Source organism: Pseudomonas sp. BF-R-30 (genome assembly GCF_019956175.1).
In the GTDB taxonomy this organism is placed as follows: domain Bacteria; phylum Pseudomonadota; class Gammaproteobacteria; order Pseudomonadales; family Pseudomonadaceae; genus Aquipseudomonas; species Aquipseudomonas jessenii.
This window is the reverse complement of the sequence record NZ_JAHBDE010000005.1, coordinates 83,704-102,532: the sequence shown is the minus strand read 5'-3', so window position 1 is coordinate 102,532 and position 18,829 is coordinate 83,704. Positions and strand designations below refer to the sequence as shown.

22 protein-coding genes are annotated in these 18,829 nt (G+C 59.8%); 12 read left to right on the top strand and 10 right to left on the bottom strand.

Annotated elements, in window-relative coordinates; genetic code table 11:
- Positions 1-32: 32 nt before the first annotated feature.
- On the bottom strand, positions 33-2,177 hold the full coding sequence (gene dinG / locus KGB20_RS03965; RefSeq protein ID WP_007992389.1) for an ATP-dependent DNA helicase DinG: 2,145 nt from the start codon (positions 2,175-2,177) through the stop codon (positions 33-35).
- 99 nt (positions 2,178-2,276) lie between these two features.
- Here dinG and KGB20_RS03960 point away from each other — a divergent pair, with 99 nt between their 5' ends.
- Positions 2,277-2,741: a CopD family protein gene (locus tag KGB20_RS03960; RefSeq protein ID WP_154946614.1), complete on the top strand. Its 465-nt coding sequence runs from the start codon at positions 2,277-2,279 to the stop codon at positions 2,739-2,741.
- Positions 2,742-2,932: 191 nt separating this feature from the next.
- Here KGB20_RS03960 and KGB20_RS03955 read toward each other — a convergent pair whose 3' ends face one another.
- The 4 genes from KGB20_RS03955 to KGB20_RS03940 all read right to left on the bottom strand — a co-directional run bounded on the left by KGB20_RS03955 (position 2,933) and on the right by KGB20_RS03940 (position 5,599).
- Positions 2,933-3,691, bottom strand: coding sequence for a hypothetical protein (locus KGB20_RS03955; protein ID WP_090453531.1), 759 nt, complete (start codon positions 3,689-3,691; stop codon positions 2,933-2,935).
- The gene (locus tag KGB20_RS03950; RefSeq protein WP_150812938.1) at positions 3,684-3,962 is read right to left on the bottom strand and encodes a DUF1145 domain-containing protein; all 279 of its coding nucleotides are present in this window, start codon (positions 3,960-3,962) and stop codon (positions 3,684-3,686) included. Before KGB20_RS03950 ends, KGB20_RS03955 begins: the two co-directional genes overlap by 8 nt.
- Positions 3,963-4,110: 148 nt before the next feature.
- Positions 4,111-4,818, bottom strand: a complete 708-nt coding sequence (locus KGB20_RS03945) for an OmpA family protein (RefSeq protein ID WP_150812937.1) — start codon at positions 4,816-4,818, stop codon at positions 4,111-4,113.
- A gap of 91 nt (positions 4,819-4,909) precedes the next feature.
- A complete protein-coding gene (locus KGB20_RS03940; protein ID WP_090453529.1) occupies positions 4,910-5,599 on the bottom strand; it encodes an OmpA family protein in 690 nt (229 codons plus the stop codon).
- A 189-nt stretch (positions 5,600-5,788) separates the two neighbouring features.
- Between KGB20_RS03940 and KGB20_RS03935 the strand changes: the two genes are divergently transcribed.
- From KGB20_RS03935 to KGB20_RS03920, 4 genes are all read left to right on the top strand, one after another.
- Positions 5,789-6,286, top strand: coding sequence for a DUF6231 family protein (locus tag KGB20_RS03935; RefSeq protein WP_090453527.1), 498 nt, complete (start codon positions 5,789-5,791; stop codon positions 6,284-6,286).
- Positions 6,287-6,290: 4 nt separating this feature from the next.
- On the top strand, positions 6,291-6,767 hold the full coding sequence (locus tag KGB20_RS03930; protein WP_057716123.1) for a YchJ family protein: 477 nt from the start codon (positions 6,291-6,293) through the stop codon (positions 6,765-6,767).
- Between the two features lie 87 nt (positions 6,768-6,854).
- The gene (locus KGB20_RS03925; protein WP_150812935.1) at positions 6,855-7,349 is read left to right on the top strand and encodes an LEA type 2 family protein; all 495 of its coding nucleotides are present in this window, start codon (positions 6,855-6,857) and stop codon (positions 7,347-7,349) included.
- A complete protein-coding gene (locus tag KGB20_RS03920) occupies positions 7,346-7,558 on the top strand; it encodes an SEC-C metal-binding domain-containing protein (protein ID WP_015093814.1) in 213 nt (70 codons plus the stop codon). The genes KGB20_RS03925 and KGB20_RS03920 overlap by 4 nt, the downstream gene beginning before the upstream one ends.
- A 156-nt stretch (positions 7,559-7,714) precedes the next feature.
- On the opposite strand, the gene KGB20_RS03915 is transcribed toward KGB20_RS03920, so the two are convergent.
- Positions 7,715-8,272 (bottom strand): cysteine hydrolase family protein, encoded by a 558-nt coding sequence (locus KGB20_RS03915; RefSeq protein ID WP_154946641.1) that lies wholly within the window; start codon positions 8,270-8,272, stop codon positions 7,715-7,717.
- Positions 8,273-8,466: 194 nt separating this feature from the next.
- Between KGB20_RS03915 and KGB20_RS03910 the strand changes: the two genes are divergently transcribed.
- From KGB20_RS03910 to KGB20_RS03885, 6 genes are all read left to right on the top strand, one after another.
- Positions 8,467-10,917 (top strand): penicillin acylase family protein, encoded by a 2,451-nt coding sequence (locus KGB20_RS03910; protein WP_154946642.1) that lies wholly within the window; start codon positions 8,467-8,469, stop codon positions 10,915-10,917.
- Between the two features lie 352 nt (positions 10,918-11,269).
- Complete coding sequence (locus KGB20_RS03905; protein ID WP_150812932.1) at positions 11,270-12,052, top strand: transporter substrate-binding domain-containing protein; 783 nt, start codon at positions 11,270-11,272, stop codon at positions 12,050-12,052.
- A gap of 56 nt (positions 12,053-12,108) precedes the next feature.
- On the top strand, positions 12,109-12,837 hold the full coding sequence (locus KGB20_RS03900) for an ABC transporter permease (protein ID WP_057716128.1): 729 nt from the start codon (positions 12,109-12,111) through the stop codon (positions 12,835-12,837).
- Positions 12,834-13,544, top strand: a complete 711-nt coding sequence (locus KGB20_RS03895; RefSeq protein WP_057716129.1) for an ABC transporter permease — start codon at positions 12,834-12,836, stop codon at positions 13,542-13,544. The genes KGB20_RS03900 and KGB20_RS03895 overlap by 4 nt, the downstream gene beginning before the upstream one ends.
- A gap of 26 nt (positions 13,545-13,570) precedes the next feature.
- A complete protein-coding gene (locus KGB20_RS03890; RefSeq protein WP_150812930.1) occupies positions 13,571-14,689 on the top strand; it encodes a succinylglutamate desuccinylase/aspartoacylase family protein in 1,119 nt (372 codons plus the stop codon).
- 13 nt (positions 14,690-14,702) lie between these two features.
- The gene (locus tag KGB20_RS03885; RefSeq protein ID WP_102669862.1) at positions 14,703-15,467 is read left to right on the top strand and encodes an ABC transporter ATP-binding protein; all 765 of its coding nucleotides are present in this window, start codon (positions 14,703-14,705) and stop codon (positions 15,465-15,467) included.
- 55 nt (positions 15,468-15,522) lie between these two features.
- Here KGB20_RS03885 and KGB20_RS03880 read toward each other — a convergent pair whose 3' ends face one another.
- The 3 genes from KGB20_RS03880 to dcd all read right to left on the bottom strand — a co-directional run bounded on the left by KGB20_RS03880 (position 15,523) and on the right by dcd (position 17,033).
- Positions 15,523-15,903, bottom strand: coding sequence for a hypothetical protein (locus tag KGB20_RS03880; protein WP_223473831.1), 381 nt, complete (start codon positions 15,901-15,903; stop codon positions 15,523-15,525).
- A gap of 246 nt (positions 15,904-16,149) precedes the next feature.
- The gene (locus tag KGB20_RS03875) at positions 16,150-16,359 is read right to left on the bottom strand and encodes a hypothetical protein (protein WP_008052149.1); all 210 of its coding nucleotides are present in this window, start codon (positions 16,357-16,359) and stop codon (positions 16,150-16,152) included.
- Between the two features lie 107 nt (positions 16,360-16,466).
- Positions 16,467-17,033 carry a dCTP deaminase gene (gene dcd / locus KGB20_RS03870; RefSeq protein ID WP_007940589.1) on the bottom strand — a complete coding sequence of 189 codons (567 nt, stop codon included), beginning with the start codon at positions 17,031-17,033 and terminating at the stop codon, positions 16,467-16,469.
- Between the two features lie 353 nt (positions 17,034-17,386).
- On the opposite strand from dcd, the gene KGB20_RS03865 reads away from it, so the two are divergent.
- On the top strand, positions 17,387-17,596 hold the full coding sequence (locus KGB20_RS03865) for a cold-shock protein (RefSeq protein ID WP_002554837.1): 210 nt from the start codon (positions 17,387-17,389) through the stop codon (positions 17,594-17,596).
- Positions 17,597-17,745: 149 nt separating this feature from the next.
- Here KGB20_RS03865 and KGB20_RS03860 read toward each other — a convergent pair whose 3' ends face one another.
- The gene (locus tag KGB20_RS03860; RefSeq protein WP_090453513.1) at positions 17,746-18,753 is read right to left on the bottom strand and encodes a DUF481 domain-containing protein; all 1,008 of its coding nucleotides are present in this window, start codon (positions 18,751-18,753) and stop codon (positions 17,746-17,748) included.
- Positions 18,754-18,829: the final 76 nt, after the last annotated feature.

Below are 18,829 nucleotides of genomic sequence, written 5' to 3'. Positions count from 1 at the left end.
CAACGCGGCGGGCAAAACTGCCCACCGGTGATTCAGGAAATTTCTCGACGGAACGGCGGCAACGCATTGAGGATGGCTTTGCCATAGCGCTGGGTCACCAGGCGCCGGTCGAGCAAGGTGATGGTGCCGCGGTCTTCTTCGGTGCGCAGCAAGCGACCGCAGGCCTGGACCAGTTTCAGCGAGGCGTCCGGCACGGAGATTTCCATGAACGGATTACCGCCCCTGGCTTCGATCCATTCGGCCAGCGCCGCTTCGACCGGATCATCGGGTACCGAGAAAGGAATCTTGGCAATGACCACGTGCTCGCAATAAGCGCCGGGCAAGTCGACCCCTTCGGCGAAGCTCGCCAGGCCGAACAACACGCTGGAATCGCCGCCATCTACCCGCGCCTTGTGCTTGTTCAGGGTTTCCTGTTTCGACAGGTTGCCCTGGATGAACACTTGCTTGCGCCAGTCGCGGTCCAGGCCGTCGAACACGTCCTGCATCTGTTTGCGCGAGGAAAACAGCACCAGCGTGCCCCGCGAGCCTTCGACCAGCTCAGGCAAATCACGAATGATCGCGGCGGTATGCGCCGCTGCATCACGGGGATCGGCGTTCAGGTTCGGCACCCGTAACACACCGGCGTCGGCATGATGAAAGGGGCTTGGGACCACGGCGGTCACGGCTTTTTTCGGCAGGCCAGCGCGCATGCGAAAGCGATCGAAGGTGCCGAGGGCCGTCAAGGTCGCCGACGTCACCAGGCAGCCATACGCCACGTTCCAAAGGTTGCGCCGGAGCATTTCCGCCGCGAGGATGGGGCTTGCATTGACCTCGATATCGAACAGCGAGCCGCTTTCGGCCAGGGTCAGCCAGCGCGCCATGGGCGGGTTGTCTTCCGGGTCTTCGACGGTGAAGGCGGTCCACAACTCCCAGTTACCGGAAGAACGCGACAACAAGCTGCCGAACAGTGGATACCACTCCTCGGCCTGGTTGCTGGCGATGCCAATGTTGACCTCGCCGTCCATGCCCTCCTTGAGCAACTCGGTCAGGCGGGTGAACAGATCGGTCAGCCGTGCGAAGCCTTTCTTCAGTTCGATGCCCATTTCACGCATGTGCTCGGGAATCACCCCGCCGACGAATCGGTGACGCGGGCGCTCGCGGCCTTCGACGTCTTCGCCGGGCTTGAAATCGGCAATCTGCTCGCACGCGGTGAACATGAACTGCTGCTGGGTCTTGATCTCCCGCGCCAGTTCCGGCACCTGCTCGATCAACTTGCCCAGATCTCCCGGCAATGGGTGCTGGGCCAGAAGTTTGGTGAGGTTCTTGGCGGTGGTTTCCAGCCAGTCGGCGGTGGAGCGCAGGCGCGTGTAATGGGCGAAGTGGCCGATGGCCTTGTCCGGCAGGTGATGGCCTTCGTCGAACACGTAGATGGTGTCGCGCGGGTCCGGCAGCACGGCGCCGCCGCCCAGGGCCAGGTCGGCCAGTACCATGTCGTGGTTAGTGACGATCACGTCGACCTTGCCCATGCCTTCGCGGGCCTTGTAGAAGGCGCACTGGCCGAAGTTCGGGCAATGACGGTTGGTGCACTGGCTGTGATCGGTGGTCAGGCGCGCCCAGTCGGCGTCTTCCAGGGCGGTGGACCAACTGTCGCGGTCGCCGTCCCACTTATTGCCGGCGAGTTTTTCGATCATGCTGGTGAAGAGCTTCTGACTGGCCTCGTCGACCTCGATCTTGAAACCTTCTTCTTCGAACAACTGAGCGGTGGCGGTCTGCGCGTGGCCTTCCTGGAGCAACATGTCGAGCTTGGACAGGCACATGTAGCGCCCGCGTCCCTTGGCCAGGGCGAAGCTGAAATTCAGCCCGCTGTTGCGCATCAGGTCAGGCAAGTCCTTGTAGACGATCTGCTCTTGCAGGGCCACGGTGGCCGTGGCGATCACCAGGCGCTTGCCGGCGGCTTTCGCCGTGGGAATCGCCGCCAGGCTGTAGGCCACGGTCTTGCCGGTACCGGTGCCGGCTTCCACCGCGACAATCGCGGGGTCGCCACTGCGCCGGCCTTCGTCGTCGGTGTCGATGTCACCCAGGACCTTGGCGACTTCGGCGATCATCAGGCGTTGGCCGTAGCGCGGCTTGAGGCTCTTGGCTTCGAGAAAACGCGAGTAGGCGCCCTGGATCGTGGTTTTGAGTTCAGTGCTGATCATGGATTGTCGGGCGCAAAAAACGCTGGATAAATTTTCAGTAGTTCGGTTCGGTCGCTATCATACCCCGCTAATGAATCCCGCGCAGAACGGAGTAACCCAATGACACCTTTTAGCCTCATTTATAGCCTGCACGTACTGGCGGCCCTGGTCTGGGTCGGCGGCATGTTTTTCGCCTGGATGGTCCTGCGCCCCGCCGCAATCAAGGCACTTGAAGGCCCTGCCCGGCTGAAGCTGTGGGTAGAAGTGTTTCAAGGCTTTTTTCGCTGGGTCTGGGTGGCGGTGATGCTATTGCCGGTCAGCGGTGTGGGCATGCTGCACATGCAGTTCAATGGTTTTGAAGCCGCGCCGCGTTATGTGCAGGTGATGATGGGCTTGTATGTGGTAATGACCGCGCTGTTCATCCGCATTCAGGCGCTGATGCTGCCGGAACTGCGCACCGCCGTGGCCGAGCAGGATTGGCCAGCCGGTGCAGCGGTGCTGGGACGGATCCGCAAGTTGGTGGGGATCAATCTGCTGGTAGGGTTGGCTTTGGTGGTGATTGCCGCGGCCCGGCCGATGTTTTGATTCTGCCGAACTTTTGTGGCGAGGGGGCTCGCCCCCGTTCGGCTGCGAAGCAGTCGTAAACCAGACACCACTAACCTTCGCGATTGCCGGAAATGGGGCCGCTTCGCGGCCCAACGGGGGCAAGCCCCCTCGCCACAGGCAAGCCCCCTCGCCACAGACAAGCCCCCTCGCCACAGGGCTTTCGGCGCTTCTTACAACCGCTGCACCGTCACCGAACCAGCGGCACCTTCTGGCCCAGGCTGACCATCAGCCCCGGGTTTACCGCTCTTGCCACCATCGGCCTTGTAAATCAGGCAGCCCTTGGCCTTGCCACCCGCGCCCGGTTTGCCGCCCGGGCCGGCCAGGCCACCGGCACCGCCAGCCACCTGAACCTTGATCCGGTCTGCCGGGAAGTCGTGCGGCACTGCCAGTTTGACCAGCGCCCCCGGTGCTCCCGGCTGACCGTTGCTGCCATCACTGCCATCAGCACCGCGACCGGCCTGACCCCATGTGCAGCCCGGTTCCTGGCCGTTACCCCCATCAAGACCAACGAACCCCGGTGCACCCGCACCACCGCGAGCATCAACGGTCAATTGCGCTGCGTTCAGTGTCTTGATCTGCAAATCAAGGCTGCGCCCGGATCGAGCGGCCTTCTGGTAGGTCCCGGGTGAGCCACGGGAGGTGATCTGGCTGCCTTCGGACAAATCAGCGCGACGGACCTTCAGCGCCAGCGCCTGTTCCCCCGGCACGATGGCAATGCGCGCTTCACGCCCCAGATGCAATTCACCCACGGTGACTTCGGTGACGTTCGAAGGAATCAGCAAGGTGCCGTAATCGGCCACTTCCAGGCGTTCCAGTTGCAAGGCGCTGGCGGTGTTGGGCAAGCGCATCAGCGAGTTGGGTTCGACACTCACCACCTGTGCGCAGGCCAATGGGCTGATGAGTGCGGCGAGCAGACAGAGTTTACGCATGGGAAGCCTTCGAAGCGGTGGGGGCTGGAATGGTTTGCAGGTGGAATACGCCGAAAATGACGATCTTCAGGCGGTCAAGCCAGGGATGGGCGCGACCTCGAAGGCTGCGATAGCACAGCAACGCTTCCAGAAGATGGATGAACCCCAACAGGCCGCCGGCCAGGTTGACCAACGGGTGCAGCGGAAAGACAAACGGTGTGAGCAGATTGACCAGCACTACCGCCCAGAACAGCAAGGTCAGTAATCGCCCCAGTCCCCATATGACTTTCATACGCGCCCCCGATGAGAATTATTGTTTGCGCGCACAGTAACGGCTTCCACGCGGGATAAGCCAGAGGGCAACGGAAAATTCTTCATGGAGGCCGCCGAACGGCCGTCGCAGCGATCACACCAGTCGCTCGACGGCTCTATCTCTTGGCTCAGCGGTTTATATGCAGTTCCACGCGACGGTTTTTCGCACGGCCTTCTTCTGTTTCGTTGTCGGCAATCGGTTGGCTCTCGCCCCTGCCTTCGCTGGTGATTTTGTTCGGCGCCACACCCTGGCTCAACAGGTATTCCGCCACGCTGCTGGCACGCCGCTCCGACAAGGCCTGGTTATAGGCATCCGAACCGACACTGTCGGTGTGGCCGACCACCTTGATGCTGACCACATCGGCATCCTCGAACTTGCTCATCAACGCATCCAGTTGACTCTTCGCCGTCGGGGTCAGCTCGGATTGATTGAAGACAAACAGTACATCGCTCAGAGTAATGACTTCGGATTGCGCAGGCTCGACCTGGACGCTGTCCGGGTACTGCGGCACCACGCAACCGCGATGGTCGACCGGGGTATTGGCAGGGGTATCAGCGCAACGGTCGCGTCGGTCGAAAACGCCGTCGCCATCTTCGTCGCCATCCTGGGCATAGCAGATCAAGCCGCCGGACAAGATACCCAGCGCCGCCCCACCCCCGGCCCAGGCACTACTCTCGATTGCGCCCAGACCACCACCGACCAGACCGCCGATGAGGCTGCAAATTGGCCAGGTGCGTTGATTGAGGGGGGCGGTGCCATCGCTGTGGGTCGCGCAGCCGGTCAAGAGGCTGCCAAGTAGCAGAACCGGCAAGACGGTCCTTGTGAGAACGATCATGTTGAAAGCTCCTGTGTCCCCGGCCAATACCGGTTACACAGGAGTAAAGACCCGCATCCGCGACTGCACAAGGCGCGGATGCGAGGGGGGCCTAACGCTGGATTTTGATTTCGGTACGGCGGTTCTGTGCACGACCGTCAGCGGTTTTGTTGTCTGCAACCGGCTGGCTTTCACCGGCACCGACAACCGACACGAAGTTGCTGCGAGGTACGCCTTGATCGATGAGGTATTCAACCACCGAGTGGGCGCGTTTATCCGACAGTTTCTGGTTGTAGGCGTCGCTACCCACGCTGTCGGTATGGCCGGTTACGGTCAGTTGAGCAGTCGGGGCTTCGGCTTTCAGGCGAGTGGCAATCTTGTCGAGTACCAGTTTGTCGGACGAGGTAAGCGTGGCTTTATCAAACTGGAAGTGGACATCGCGAATGACGATGGTTTCTTCCTGGACCACAACCGCTTCTTCGACCACAGGCGCAGGTGGTGGGCAACCGTTGGCATCGACTTGAACGCCTTTAGGCGTGCCTGGGCACTTGTCGCGACTATCCGGCACACCGTCGCCGTCTTCGTCGCCATCACCGTGCACCCAGCAATAAGCCGCTGCCGTACCGCCGACGAGCAGAGCACCATACCCTGCCCATGCCGAGCTTTCGGTCGCTCCGAGGCCCGCACCCACGACACCACCAACAGCCGCACAGGTCGGCCAGTCGGTTTTCTGCAAACCTGCGCAACCAGTCAAGACACTGGTTAGCAGAACCAAGGGTAATACTGTCCGAACTATGCTCATCTAGTTTTCTCCTGAAGGATCGGCTTAGAACCGATTCAGGTAGTAAAGACCCGAGTTTTAAACTCCGCCAGCAATAGGCCATGCTGTTTATTCGCGTATTAACGGCAGCTTGGCGCTTTTGTCGCCAAGGCGCTCTAGGCCCGAACGTAAGGGCAGGCTAGTCTTGGCGGATCTGATTGAGGATCTTCGATGACTGCAGGTATTTCTTCACGCACGCCACAACAGGCACTGGCCGCGTTACTCGACCGATATGCCCCCGCACGTCTGTTGTTGATCGGCGCCAGCGAGTTCCCGGCACTGGAGGCTTTCAAACTCGCTCACCCGGACAGCTGCGTCGCATTCGCCGCCCCCGGGCCGTTGCCCGACGAGTTGGCGGCCCGCCGTTTCGACCTGGCCCTGGTGGTCGATTGCCTGGAGCATCTGCCCAAGCGCGACGGCCTGAACCTGCTGGGCGGCATTCGCAACCTCAACGCCAGCCGCATCGCGGTGCTGGCGGATCTGCCGGCCTGTGGCTGGCAGGAAACCGACTTTTTCTCCCTGGCCCTGCAAGCCAGTGAGCGCTTCCAACGGGACGAACAGGTCCTGACCCTGTTTACCTACGATCTGCTTGAATACAAACAAGTCCCCGACTGGCTCAATTCGCGCTTCTGGGCCAATCCGGAAAACTTCGGGAAATACTGGTGGTAATGCAATGAGTACATCCATTTGCCCTTGCGGCAGCGGCACCCTGCTCGACGCCTGCTGCGGTCACTACCATGCCGGACACCCGGCGCCGTGCGCGCAAACCTTGATGCGCTCACGCTACAGCGCCTATGTGCTGGGGTTGGTCGACTATCTGGTGGCCACCACCCTGCCCGCCCAACAGGCCGGCCTGGACCGTCAATCGATCAGCGACTGGAGCGCGCAAAGTACGTGGCTGGGCCTTGAGGTGGAAAGCTCCGAAGTGCTGGGCGGCCAGCCTGAACACGCTTTCGTGACCTTCACCGCGCGCTGGCACGACAGCAATGGCGAGCACAGTCATCGAGAGCGCTCATCCTTCGTACAGAACGCCGGGCGCTGGTACTTCATCGACCCGACCGTGCAACTCAAACTCGGGCGCAATGACCCTTGCCCGTGTGCGAGTGGGCAGAAGTTCAAGAAGTGTTGTGCGGGGTACTTCAGCAGCTAGTACATGGAATGACTATCCACCAAGCAGGAGCTGTCGAAGGCTGCGATCCTTTGGGTCTAGACTGGGGCTCAAGGGAGAAACACCACGATGATCATCCGTCGCTGCGCACTCTGTCTGCTCACCTTGTTCCTGACACTGGGACTCGGTGGCTGTGCGTCGTGGTTCGACGACGACTTGCCGGACCCCGAGGTCCATCTGGTGAAGATCGAGGTGGTCAACGCCAAACTGCTGGAACAGAAATTCCTCCTGCATTTTCGCATCGACAACCCCAACGACAGCGACCTGACGGTGCGCGGTCTGGAGTACCGCGTTCACTTGGGCGACATACTGCTGGCCGACGGCGAGTACGAACACTGGTTCACCATCAGCCCCAGGCACAGCGCTTACTTCAAGGTACCGATCCGCACCAACCTGTGGTCCAAGGTCCGTGATCTGGCCAAACTGCTGAAAAAATCCGATCAACCCATTCCCTATCGTCTGGAAGGTGAACTGGAAACCGGTATATTCATCACCCACTACGTGCACCTGACGCGCAATGGCGTGATAATCGCCGCCGATTTAATTCCGGAGCAACACCGATGACCCAGCAACCCCATGTCCACGGCCCTGACTGCAATCACGATCATGATCATGACCATCACCACCATGATCACGACCACGGCCATGTCCACGGTCCGAACTGCGGCCACGCTCACCAGGAACCGGTGCGCAACGCCCTGAAAGACGTCGGCCGCAACGATCCGTGCCCATGCGGCAACGGCAAGAAATTCAAGAAGTGCCACGGCGCTTGATGCTTCGGGCGAAGACTTGCTTCGCCTGTTGAATCGCCATCCTCTCCTGTGGGAGCGAGCTTGCTCGCGATGACGGCAGCACATCAACTATCAATGTGTCAGTCAGACCGCTATCGTCGGAACGCCGCCCGGAGCAAGCTCGCTCCTACAGGTTTTTCAGTCAGCCTTTAATACACATGCGGTGCTGACCACCGTCGCATACTCACCGTGCAAATTCCCCAGCGACATCGCATGCACCACTTCGGCGCTATGGGTTTGGCCAAAGAAATCAGCCTTATCGAAGGTAAAACACGCATCCTCGGCCACCCACGTATCAAACCCCAGGTTGCCCGCGGTACGCGCCGTGGACTCCACCGAGTTGTGGGTCGCGACACCGACGATGATCAACTGCCCGATCCCCGCCTCGCGCAACTGCGCCTCCAGCCCCGTCGAACAAAACGCATCCGGCACCTGCTTCTGGATCAAGCGTTCACCGGCCATTGGCTCAAACCGTTCCTGAAACTCCACCCCCGACTGCTGCGGCCAGAATACCGAGTCCTCAGAGCGGGACAGGTGTTGCACATGGATCACTGGCCTAGCGGTGCATCGCCAATGGTCAAGCAAGTCCAGCATGCGCGCTTCGGCCTCTGGATTATTCCTGCGGCCGAGCCTGGGATGCAGGATGCCTTTTTGTTGATCGATGATGATCAATGCCGCGTTTGCCTTGAGCTCCATGCCGACTGTTCTCCTGGATTGTTGAGCGTTTCGCACTTCAACATCCCCCATTGCGACTGACAAGACTGCGATCTTTCCGGTTTATCAGACAAATCCTGAAATAACCTTGTACCCCGCTTGCGCGGCCACCTCCCGCTCACTAACGTAGCGCCTTTATTGCGCGCCGCCGCCTCTACCCCCGCAGGAGCTTTGCCATGGCCTCGCCAGCCCTTACTCATTTTCTACCCCGGTTCGGCGTTGCCGCAGCAGTGGCCGGTGTGTTGAGCCTGACCGGTTGTCAGAACTTCAACGCCCAGGACACCCTACCGCCGACCTCCGGCGTACAACCACTCAAGGGCCTGGCGCAGAGCGTTTCGGTGCGCCGCAATGCCATGGGCATGCCGCTGATCGAAAGCAACAGCTTCCACGACGCGCTGTTCACCCTCGGTTACGTGCATGCCAGCGACCGCATCACCCAGATGGTTACCCTGCGCCTGCTGGCCCAGGGCCGTCTGGCCGAGATGCACGGTGCGGACCTGCTGGATGCCGACCGTTACATGCGGGCGGTCAACCTGAAGAAAAGTGCTGGCGAGCTGTACAAGGCTTCTTCACCACGCCTCAAGCGTTTCTTCGAAGTCTATGCGCGCGGGGTCAACGCCTACCTGTTCCGCTACCGCGACAAACTGCCGGCGGATCTGGCAGCCACCGGCTACAAGCCTGAGTACTGGCAGCCGGAGGATTCGGCGCTGATTTTCTGCCTCCTGAACTTCAGCCAGTCGACCAACCTGCCGGAAGAAATTTCCTCGCTGGTACTGGCCCAGACCGTTACCACCGACAAACTTGCATGGCTGACGCCGTCGGCTCCCGACGAAAAACTGCCGGTCGCCGAAAGCGAAAAACTGCAAGGCCTCAAGCTCAACGGGCAAGTACCGGGGCTGGCCGAACTCAGCAAAGCCACGGGCCAACTGTCGGACCTGAACCTGCTGGGCGCCACTTCGTCGAACAACTGGGCCATCGCCCCACAACGCAGCCGCAGCGGCAAGAGCCTGCTGGCCAGTGACAGTCATGGCCCGCTGGGCGTGCCTTCGTTGTTCAGTTACGTGCAGATTCGCACGCCGAAGTATCAGGCATCCGGCGTGACCATCGCGGGTCTGCCGATGGTGCTTGGAGGTTTCAACGGCAAGGTGGCGTGGAGCATGACGTCCGTGATGGGCGACAACCAGGACCTGTTCCTGGAGAAGATCAAGCGCCAGAGCAACGGGCTTACCTACGAAAACGCCGGGAAGTGGCAGCCGGCGATCGTGCGCAACGAAACCTATTTCGTCAAAGGCCAGCGGCCGATTCGCGAAGCGGTGTACGAAACCCGCCATGGCCCGCTGCTCAACAGCGCCCAGGGCACCACGCTGGCCAATGGTTTCGGCCTGGCCTTGCAGACGCCGAACTTCACCGACGACAAGACCCTGGACGCGCTCTTCGACCTGTCCCGCGCCCAGAGTGTCGAGAAAACCTCGGATGCCAGCCGCGAAATCCGCGCCATTGCGATGAACCTGGTATTCGCCGACGCGAATCACATCGGCTGGCAAGTCACCGGCCGCTACCCGAACCGTCGCGAAGGCGAAGGCTTGCTGCCCTCGCCGGGCTGGGAAGGTCGATACGATTGGGACGGTTACGCCGACCCGATGCTGCACCCGTACGATCAGGACCCGGCTCAGGGCTGGCTCGGCACCGCCAACCAACGGGTCATTCCCCATGGCTACGGCATGCAGCTGTCCAATTCCTGGGCCGCTCCGGAGCGCGGCGAGCGCCTGGCCGAACTGGCCGGTGCAGGCAAACACGACAGCCGCAGCCTGATCGCCATGCAATACGACCAGACCACCACCTTCGCTGCCAAGCTGAAGAAAATGTTCGAAGCGCCGGGTATGGCCCAGCCACTCAAACAAGCCATGGACGCCTTGCCGGCGGCCGATCGCGCCAAGGCACACGAAGCCTACAGCCGCTTGATGGCGTTCGACGGCAAGCTCGGCCCGACCTCCACCGATGCGGCCATCTACGAACTGTTCCTGCAGGAAAGCACGCGGCAGATCTTCCTCGATGAACTGGGCCCGGAAAGCAGCCCGACGTGGAAAGCTTTTGTCGCCGACGGCAAGTTGTCCTACGCGGCCCAGGCCGATCACTTGCTCGGGCGTGAGGACAGCCCGTTCTGGGATGACGTGCGTACCGCACAGAAAGAGGACAAACCGGCCATCCTCGCCCGCAGCCTCGCCGCCGCGATCAGCGCCGGCGACAGCCAGTTGGGCGGCGATCACAAAGCCTGGCAATGGGGCAAACTGCATCGCTATGAATGGAAAAACAGCAGCGGCCAGACCGTACGCGGACCGCTGCCGGCCGGTGGCGATCACACCACTCTCAACACCGCCGCCTTCGCCTGGGGCCAGGACTTCAACACCACGCTGGCGCCAGCCATGCGCTTTATCGTCGACTTCGGCCAGTCCGAACCGCTGATGGCGCAGAACGGCACCGGCCAGTCCGGCAACCCGGCCAGCCCGAACTACCTCAACAGCATCGAGCCGTGGTTCAAGGGCCAGTACATGAGCCTGCCGATGCAGCCGCAGAACTTCGACAACGCCTATGGCAAGGCGCGGTTGACGCTGACACCCGGTAAATAACCCAGCCCTTTACTTGCCCGCGATAGCGGTCTGACATTCAAAATAGAGGTTGAATGTTGAATCGTAATCGCGGTTGCGCTGACTCAAGGACAAGTCGTGTCACGAGGTGGAGTGCCCGGCCCTGCGAAACCTGCTCAGTCAATCCGTTCTTTTGTGGTGAGTTGATTTGGTGCACCCATTTCCCTGCGCACGTTTTCGTGCATAAATCTGTCTCCGGCCATTTCCAAGCACCTAAATAAAACGCTTGTTCGGCACTCTGGTTCGGAAATTGCTACTTTCAACAGGTCTTACGCTTTCCAGTAACAATAATTCTGCGCCACAAGCGCTCATATTGGTTTTTAGGGATTGAATAATGAAAAAAGCATTGCTGACCCTTTCTGCACTGGCGTTGTGCATGGCGGCTGGTTCCGCCATGGCGAAGGAGTACAAAGAACTGCGTTTCGGCGTTGACCCTTCCTACGCACCGTTCGAATCGAAAGCGGCCGATGGCAGCCTGGTAGGCTTTGACATCGATCTGGGGAACGCGATCTGCGCCGAACTGAAGGTCAAGTGCAAGTGGGTCGAGAGTGACTTCGACGGCATGATTCCGGGCCTGAAAGCCAATAAATTCGACGGTGTGATCTCGTCGATGACCGTTACCCCGGCCCGTGAAAAAGTCATCGACTTCTCCAGCGAGTTGTTCTCCGGCCCAACCGCCTACGTGTTCAAGAAAGGCTCCGGCCTGACCGAGGACGTCGCTTCGCTGAAGGGCAAAACCGTAGGCTACGAGCAAGGCACCATCCAGGAAGCCTACGCCAAAGCCGTTCTCGACAAGGCCGGCGTGAAAACCCAGGCCTATCAGAATCAGGATCAGGTGTATTCCGACCTGACTTCCGGCCGTCTCGACGCAGCGATCCAGGACATGCTGCAAGCCGAACTGGGCTTCTTGAAGTCACCAAAAGGTGAAGGCTACGAAATCAGCAAGCCAGTCGACAGCGAACTGCTGCCTGCCAAAACCGCGGTCGGTATTAAGAAAGGTAACACCGAGCTGAAAGCACTTTTGGATAAAGGTATCAAAGCGTTACACGATGATGGCACCTACGCCACCATTCAGAAGAAACACTTTGGCGATCTGAATCTGTACAGCGGCAAATAATGCCCGGCGCCCATCTCTCGATGGGCGCTTTTTTCATCCGATCAGGTTGCTGATTTATGTTCGAAACCTTATTAGAAAATCTGGGGCTCTCTGCCTTCAGCCTCAAGGGCTTCGGTCCGCTGCTGATGCAAGGCACCTGGATGACGATCAAGCTGTCGGCGTTGTCGCTGTTGCTGGCCGTGCTGCTCGGGCTGCTCGGCGCCAGTGCCAAGCTGTCAAAAGTCAAACTGATGCGCGTGCCTGCCCAGCTCTACACCACACTCATTCGCGGCGTTCCGGACCTGGTCCTGATGCTGCTGATCTTCTACAGCCTGCAAACCTGGCTGACCTCGTTTACCGATTACATGGAATGGGAATACATCGAGATCAACCCGTTCAGCGCCGGGGTCATCACCCTGGGCTTCATCTATGGTGCGTATTTCACTGAAACCTTCCGTGGCGCGATTCTCGCCGTCCCACGGGGTCAGGTCGAAGCGGCCACCGCCTATGGTCTCAAGCGCGGCCAACGTTTCTGGATCGTGGTGTTCCCGCAGATGATGCGTTATGCCCTGCCGGGTATCGGCAACAACTGGATGGTGATGCTCAAGGCCACGGCCCTGGTGTCGATCATCGGCCTCGCCGACCTGGTCAAGGCTGCCCAGGACGCGGGTAAAAGTACCTATCAGCTGTTTTATTTCCTGGTGCTTGCCGCGCTGATCTACCTGGTGATCACCAGCGCGTCCAACGTCATCCTGCGCTGGCTCGAACGTCGTTACTCCGCCGGGACCCGGGAGGCCGTACGATGATCGAACTCCTGCAGGAATACTGGAAACCCTTCCTCTATAGCGACGGCAACAACATCACCGGCCTGGCCATGACGATGTGGCTGCTCAGCGCTTCGATCTTCATCGGTTTTATCGTGTCGATCCCGCTGTCCATCGCCCGTGTATCGCCGCACTTCTACATCCGTTGGCCGGTGCAGTTCTATACCTACCTGTTCCGTGGCACGCCGCTCTATATCCAGCTATTGATCTGTTACACGGGGATCTACAGCCTGGCCGCCATTCGGGCCCAGCCCGTACTGGACGCGTTCTTTCGCGATGCGATGAACTGCACGATCCTGGCCTTCGCCCTGAACACCTGCGCCTACACCACGGAGATCTTCGCCGGAGCCATCCGCAGCATGAACCACGGCGAAGTCGAAGCGGCCAAGGCTTACGGCCTGACCGGCTGGAAACTGTATGCCTACGTGATCATGCCATCGGCCCTGCGTCGCTCGTTGCCGTACTACAGCAACGAAGTGATCCTGATGCTGCACTCGACCACCGTGGCTTTCACCGCGACTATCCCGGACGTGCTCAAAGTTGCTCGGGACGCCAACTCGGCGACCTTCCTGACCTTCCAGTCGTTCGGCATCGCCGCGCTGATCTACCTGACCGTCACTTTTGCGCTGGTCGGCCTGTTCCGCCTTGCCGAACGCCGATGGCTGGCCTTCCTCGGGCCGACCCACTAGGTCTCAACCTGCTTCAGGAACAACAGATGCGCCACCAGAAACATGACCTGCTGGCCCCACTGCCGGGGACCGCGAGACAGATCCACAGCTTTCACTTCGGCCCTCAATCGGCCAACGGCAAGATCTACATCCAGGCCTCCCTGCACGCCGACGAAATGCCCGGCATGCTGGTGGCCTGGCACCTCAAGCAACGCCTGGCGGAGCTGGAAGCCGCCGGGCGCCTGCGCAGCGAAATCGTGCTGGTGCCCATCGCCAACCCCGTGGGCCTGGAACAGGTGCTGATGGATGTGCCGCTGGGTCGCTACGAGCTGGAAAGCGGCCAGAACTTCAACCGCTGGTTCGTCGACCTCAGCGAGGAAGTCGGCAACGCGATCGAAGGCAAGCTCGGTGACGATCCGCAGCACAACCTGCAATTGATCCGCAGCAACCTGCGCGACGCGCTGGCCCGGCAGACCGCCGGCACCCAATTGCAATCCCAGCGCCTGACCCTGCAGCGACTGGCCTGCGACGCCGACATGGTGCTCGACCTGCATTGCGATTTCGAAGCGGTCGCGCACCTCTACACCACACCTGAAGCCTGGTCGCAGGTCGAGCCGCTGGCCCGTTACATCGGCGCCCAAGCCAGCCTGCTTGCAACCGATTCCGGTGGCCAGTCGTTCGACGAATGCTTCACCCTGCTCTGGTGGCAATTGAAGGATCGCTTCGGCGAGGACTTCGACATTCCGCCGGGCAGTTTTTCGGTGACCGTCGAACTGCGCGGTCAAGGCGACGTCAATCACCCGCTGGCCAGCCTCGATTGCCAGGCACTGATCGATTACCTGATCCATTTCGGCGCGATCGCCGGCGAACCCGCGCCCCTCCCCGACCTGCCCTATCCGGCGACACCGCTGGCGGGTGTTGAGCCGGTGGCCACGCCCGTCGGCGGCCTGCTGGTGTTCACCGCGCGGCCGGGCCAGTACCTGGAAGCCGGGCAACTGATCGCCGAGATCATTGATCCGGTCAACGATCTGGTCACTCCCGTTCATTGCGCCACAGCCGGGCTGATGTACGCCCGCTCGCTGCGCCGCATGGCCACTGCCGGCATGGTGATCGCCCACGTCGCGGGCACCGAAGCCTATCGCAGCGGCTATCTACTTTCGCCTTGAGGATGCACGCCCCATGTACAAATTGACCATCGAAGGCCTGCATAAAAGCTACGGCGACCATGAAGTCCTCAAAGGTGTTTCGCTCAAGGCCAAAACCGGCGACGTCATCAGTCTGATCGGCGCCAGCGGCTCGGGTAAAAGTACCTTTCTGCGCTGCATCAACTTCCTGGAACAACCCAACGATGGCGCCATGAGCCTCGACGGGCAGAACATCCGCATGATCAAGGATCGTCACGGCATGCACGTGGCCGACGCCGATGAGCTTCAACGGATTCGCACCCGCCTGGCCATGGTGTTCCAGCATTTCAACCTGTGGAGCCACATGACGGTGCTGGAAAACATCACCATGGCCCCACGCCGGGTGTTGGGCTGTGACAGGAAAGAAGCCGAGGATCGCGCCCGGCGCTACCTGGACAAGGTGGGGCTGGCCCCCCGTGTGGCTGACCAATACCCGGCATTCCTGTCCGGCGGTCAGCAACAACGGGTAGCGATTGCCCGCGCACTGGCCATGGAGCCGGAAGTCATGCTGTTCGACGAACCGACCTCGGCGCTGGACCCGGAACTGGTGGGTGAAGTGCTCAAGGTGATCCAGGGCCTGGCCGAAGAAGGCCGGACCATGATCATGGTGACCCACGAAATGAGCTTCGCCCGCAAAGTGTCGAGTCAGGTGTTGTTTCTGCACCAGGGCCTGGTGGAGGAAGAAGGCGCACCGGAAGAGGTGTTGGGCAATCCGAAAAGCGAGCGGTTGAAGCAGTTCCTCAGCGGCAACCTGAAATAGCCGCCGGGAGTAGAAGTGGAAGCCGGCTTGTCCGGCTTCCACCATCAATCAACCGTTATGCCCCCGCTTCGTTTTCCAGCCTGAAACTGCCATTTGTTATCTGTAGACCATTAGCGTCCGTCCCACTGAAGCGCCCGGCAAACTGCGCGTCACCTCCCACCGTTAACTCAAGCGTTCCTGGATAAAGCTCTGCCTCCGAGTTGCCGCTCACATGGATGACCATGGGAGCTGCCTCGTCGAGCCTGAGGCTGTAGCTGCCACTCTGGATGTCCAACGGCAAGTACACGTAAAACGCAGTCCCCTGACCGTTATCCGCTTCAATGCAATGGATGTCTGGGCGCCGATAAAAATCGACCCCATCCGTTACGCGAAACTGCATGGAGCCGCCCGTCGTGATTACATCGGCACTCAAATTCCCCGATCGATTTGCACTCATCTGAATGTTCCTTTTCATATTCGAAGTTAACTGCCTGACGCCCTTTGCTTCCGGCCCAAGGGCACGCAGCTCCTGAATGGAACCACAGCCGTGCCCGTCGATTGGTTTCCACGACAGACACAGTTACTTCCGAATATTTTCAGGCTGATTCAGACGCCACGGTCGTCAACAGCAACAACAGGCACAGGCCTGCTTGCTGAAGACGACAGCGGCAGTTCACCGGCCATGAGTAGCGGGAATCGAAAGTCAGACAACAGGCGCTGGTGGCGGCTCATCCGGCAGCGTAGGCTCGCCCGGTTCATTAGGCTGCTCGTTCGGGGTATCAGGATCAGGCTGGCCGGGAATACCCCCTGCCATGCTGACGGGCGGGTGTGCCAACAAGGACCAGGCCAGAACGCCAACCTGATTGGGTTCAAGCCTTGCCAGTTCGGCACTGATTCGCGGATCGATCTTCATTCGGCACTCCTGAGCGATGACCCGACCCACCTTGCGCGGATCGGAACAGTACACCCCATAGAGTGTACGCCCGCTCAGGAATTCCCGGCATTTGCCGGACGGTTGACTCAGGTGCGAGGCAGGGTCACGCCACGCTGGCCCTGATACTTGCCGCCACGGTCCTTGTAGGACACTTCACACTCTTCGTCAGACTCAAGGAACAGCATCTGTGCCACGCCCTCGTTCGCGTAGATTTTCGCCGGCAGATTGGTGGTGTTGGAGAACTCGAGGGTCACGTGACCTTCCCACTCAGGCTCGAGTGGTGTGACGTTGACGATGATGCCGCAGCGCGCATAGGTGCTTTTACCCAGGCAAATGGTCAAAACATTACGCGGAATGCGGAAATATTCGACGGTGCTGGCCAGGGCGAAGGAGTTCGGCGGAATGATGCACACGTCGCTGTGGATGTCGACGAAGCTGCCGGCATCGAAGTTCTTCGGGTCGACGATGGCCGAATTGATGTTGGTGAACACCTTGAAATGATTGGTGCAACGCACATCGTAGCCGTAGCTCGACACGCCGTAGGAGATCACACGGCTATCGTCGCTGCCGCGCATCTGGCGCTCGACGAATGGCTCGATCATGCCGTGTTCCTGCGCCATGCGGCGAATCCACTTGTCCGATTTGATGCTCATGGCGGGTGTCCTGAATAGCGAGGTCGAAAAATTCTGTCCGGCATCTTACCGGGCGCGCCGCCGGGTTCAAAGTCCGCGGTGCAATTCTCGCCGAACAGGCGGGAATTACCTGCGCTGGCGACGAACCGTCACACCGCCGATCCTTAAAACAGAGAAACCTGTGCAAGAAGCATTGGCACGTTCCGGAAAAAGGGTTAAGGTGGCGTCACTGTGCTGCTTGTGTCACTGAGAATCTCTACACGATATGTTGAATTTCGATCCAACCATCTACAAGAATTTTTCCTGCTCTTTGCACTCAGTCTCGGCCAGGGTTCTTCCTGAGTCGCAGTTATCTTTGTTCAAGGAGTTACACCATGTCTAATCGCCAAACCGGTACCGTTAAGTGGTTCAACGATGAAAAAGGCTTCGGCTTCATCACTCCACAATCCGGTGACGACCTGTTCGTTCACTTCAAAGCTATCCAGTCCGACGGCTTCAAAAGCCTGAAAGAAGGCCAACAGGTTTCTTTCATCGCTACCCGCGGTCAGAAAGGCATGCAAGCTGAAGAAGTTCAAGTTATCTAACTTGTACTTGCTTTAGTAAAAAGCCCCGCCCTCAACAGCGGGGCTTTTTTGTGGGCGGATGTTTTGTCCACACAAAAAAGATCGCCGCCTTCGACAGCTCCCGGGTTGCCCCTGCAGGCGCTGTCGAAGGCGGCGATTTTTTGATGCTCTTACCAGGTCACGCCAAACCCTGCGGTGTAGCGTGTCTTGTCCAGATCCGCATCGTCGGCGCCGCTGATGATATCGCGCTCTGCCTTCAGGTTCAGCGAAGCCCAGTCAGTCACCTTGTATCGCAACCCCATCTCGGCATCGAGCGCGTAGTCGGCCACGCCCGACAGCGGCTTGCCGACCTCACCATTGGTGAAGAACTCGACACGTTTGCCGATCAGGTAGCGGTTGTAGTCCCACTTCATGGCCAAGGCGTAGAAATTTTCCTCGCTGCCATCGGAGAATTCATAGTCCGTGCGGTTGACCAGCGAGCCCAGGGAGAACGCCCCGAGTTCGTTATCCCAGAACTGATAGCCGGGACCGGTACCGACGGTGCGTTGACGGGAAAGGTCTTCGACCTTGTCGCGTTTGTAGACCAGGCGCCCCTGCCAGAACCATTGCTCGGTCAGGAATCGGTCGATGGAGTACTCCGCCCGCCAGTTGTCCGTGGTCACCACGTCGTCCTGGAACTCACGGTTGTACTCACCTTCAGCGGTGTGCCGCCAGCGCCCGTGTCGCGCACTGGTCTTGAAGTCGATGTCGTAGTCATCGGTGTCGTTTTCCGCCCGCTGATAATCCAGCGCGACATCGACGTTGCCTTTCCACACCAGATCCTCGACCACCGGTTTTGGCTTGAGAATCTGCTGGATGCTCGCCAGTTCGACCGTCTTCGGTCCCTCGCCGTTGGCCAGCGTGACCTTGCCGTCGTCCGCCGCTTTCAACGATTTGGCTTTCTCACCACTGTAGGCATCCTGCTTGACCAGCAACTCCTGATCGCTGTCCAGGGTCTTGACCTGTTTCCAGTCGATCGTCACCGCACCGGCGTACTCGGTCTGGATCAGCAGCTTTCCGCCATCGAACAGCGTGATCTTGCCGCTCAGCTTGTCACCGTTCTTCAACCACACGGTATCGGCCAGCAAGGGAGAGGATGCGCCAAGGACGGCGAGACACAGCAGGGATCTGGACAACATAAGCAAAATACAGGCTCAGGCTTGCGAGAAAAGTCGGCATTATCCGTAGGAACAAGGCCCTGACAAGGACTGACCC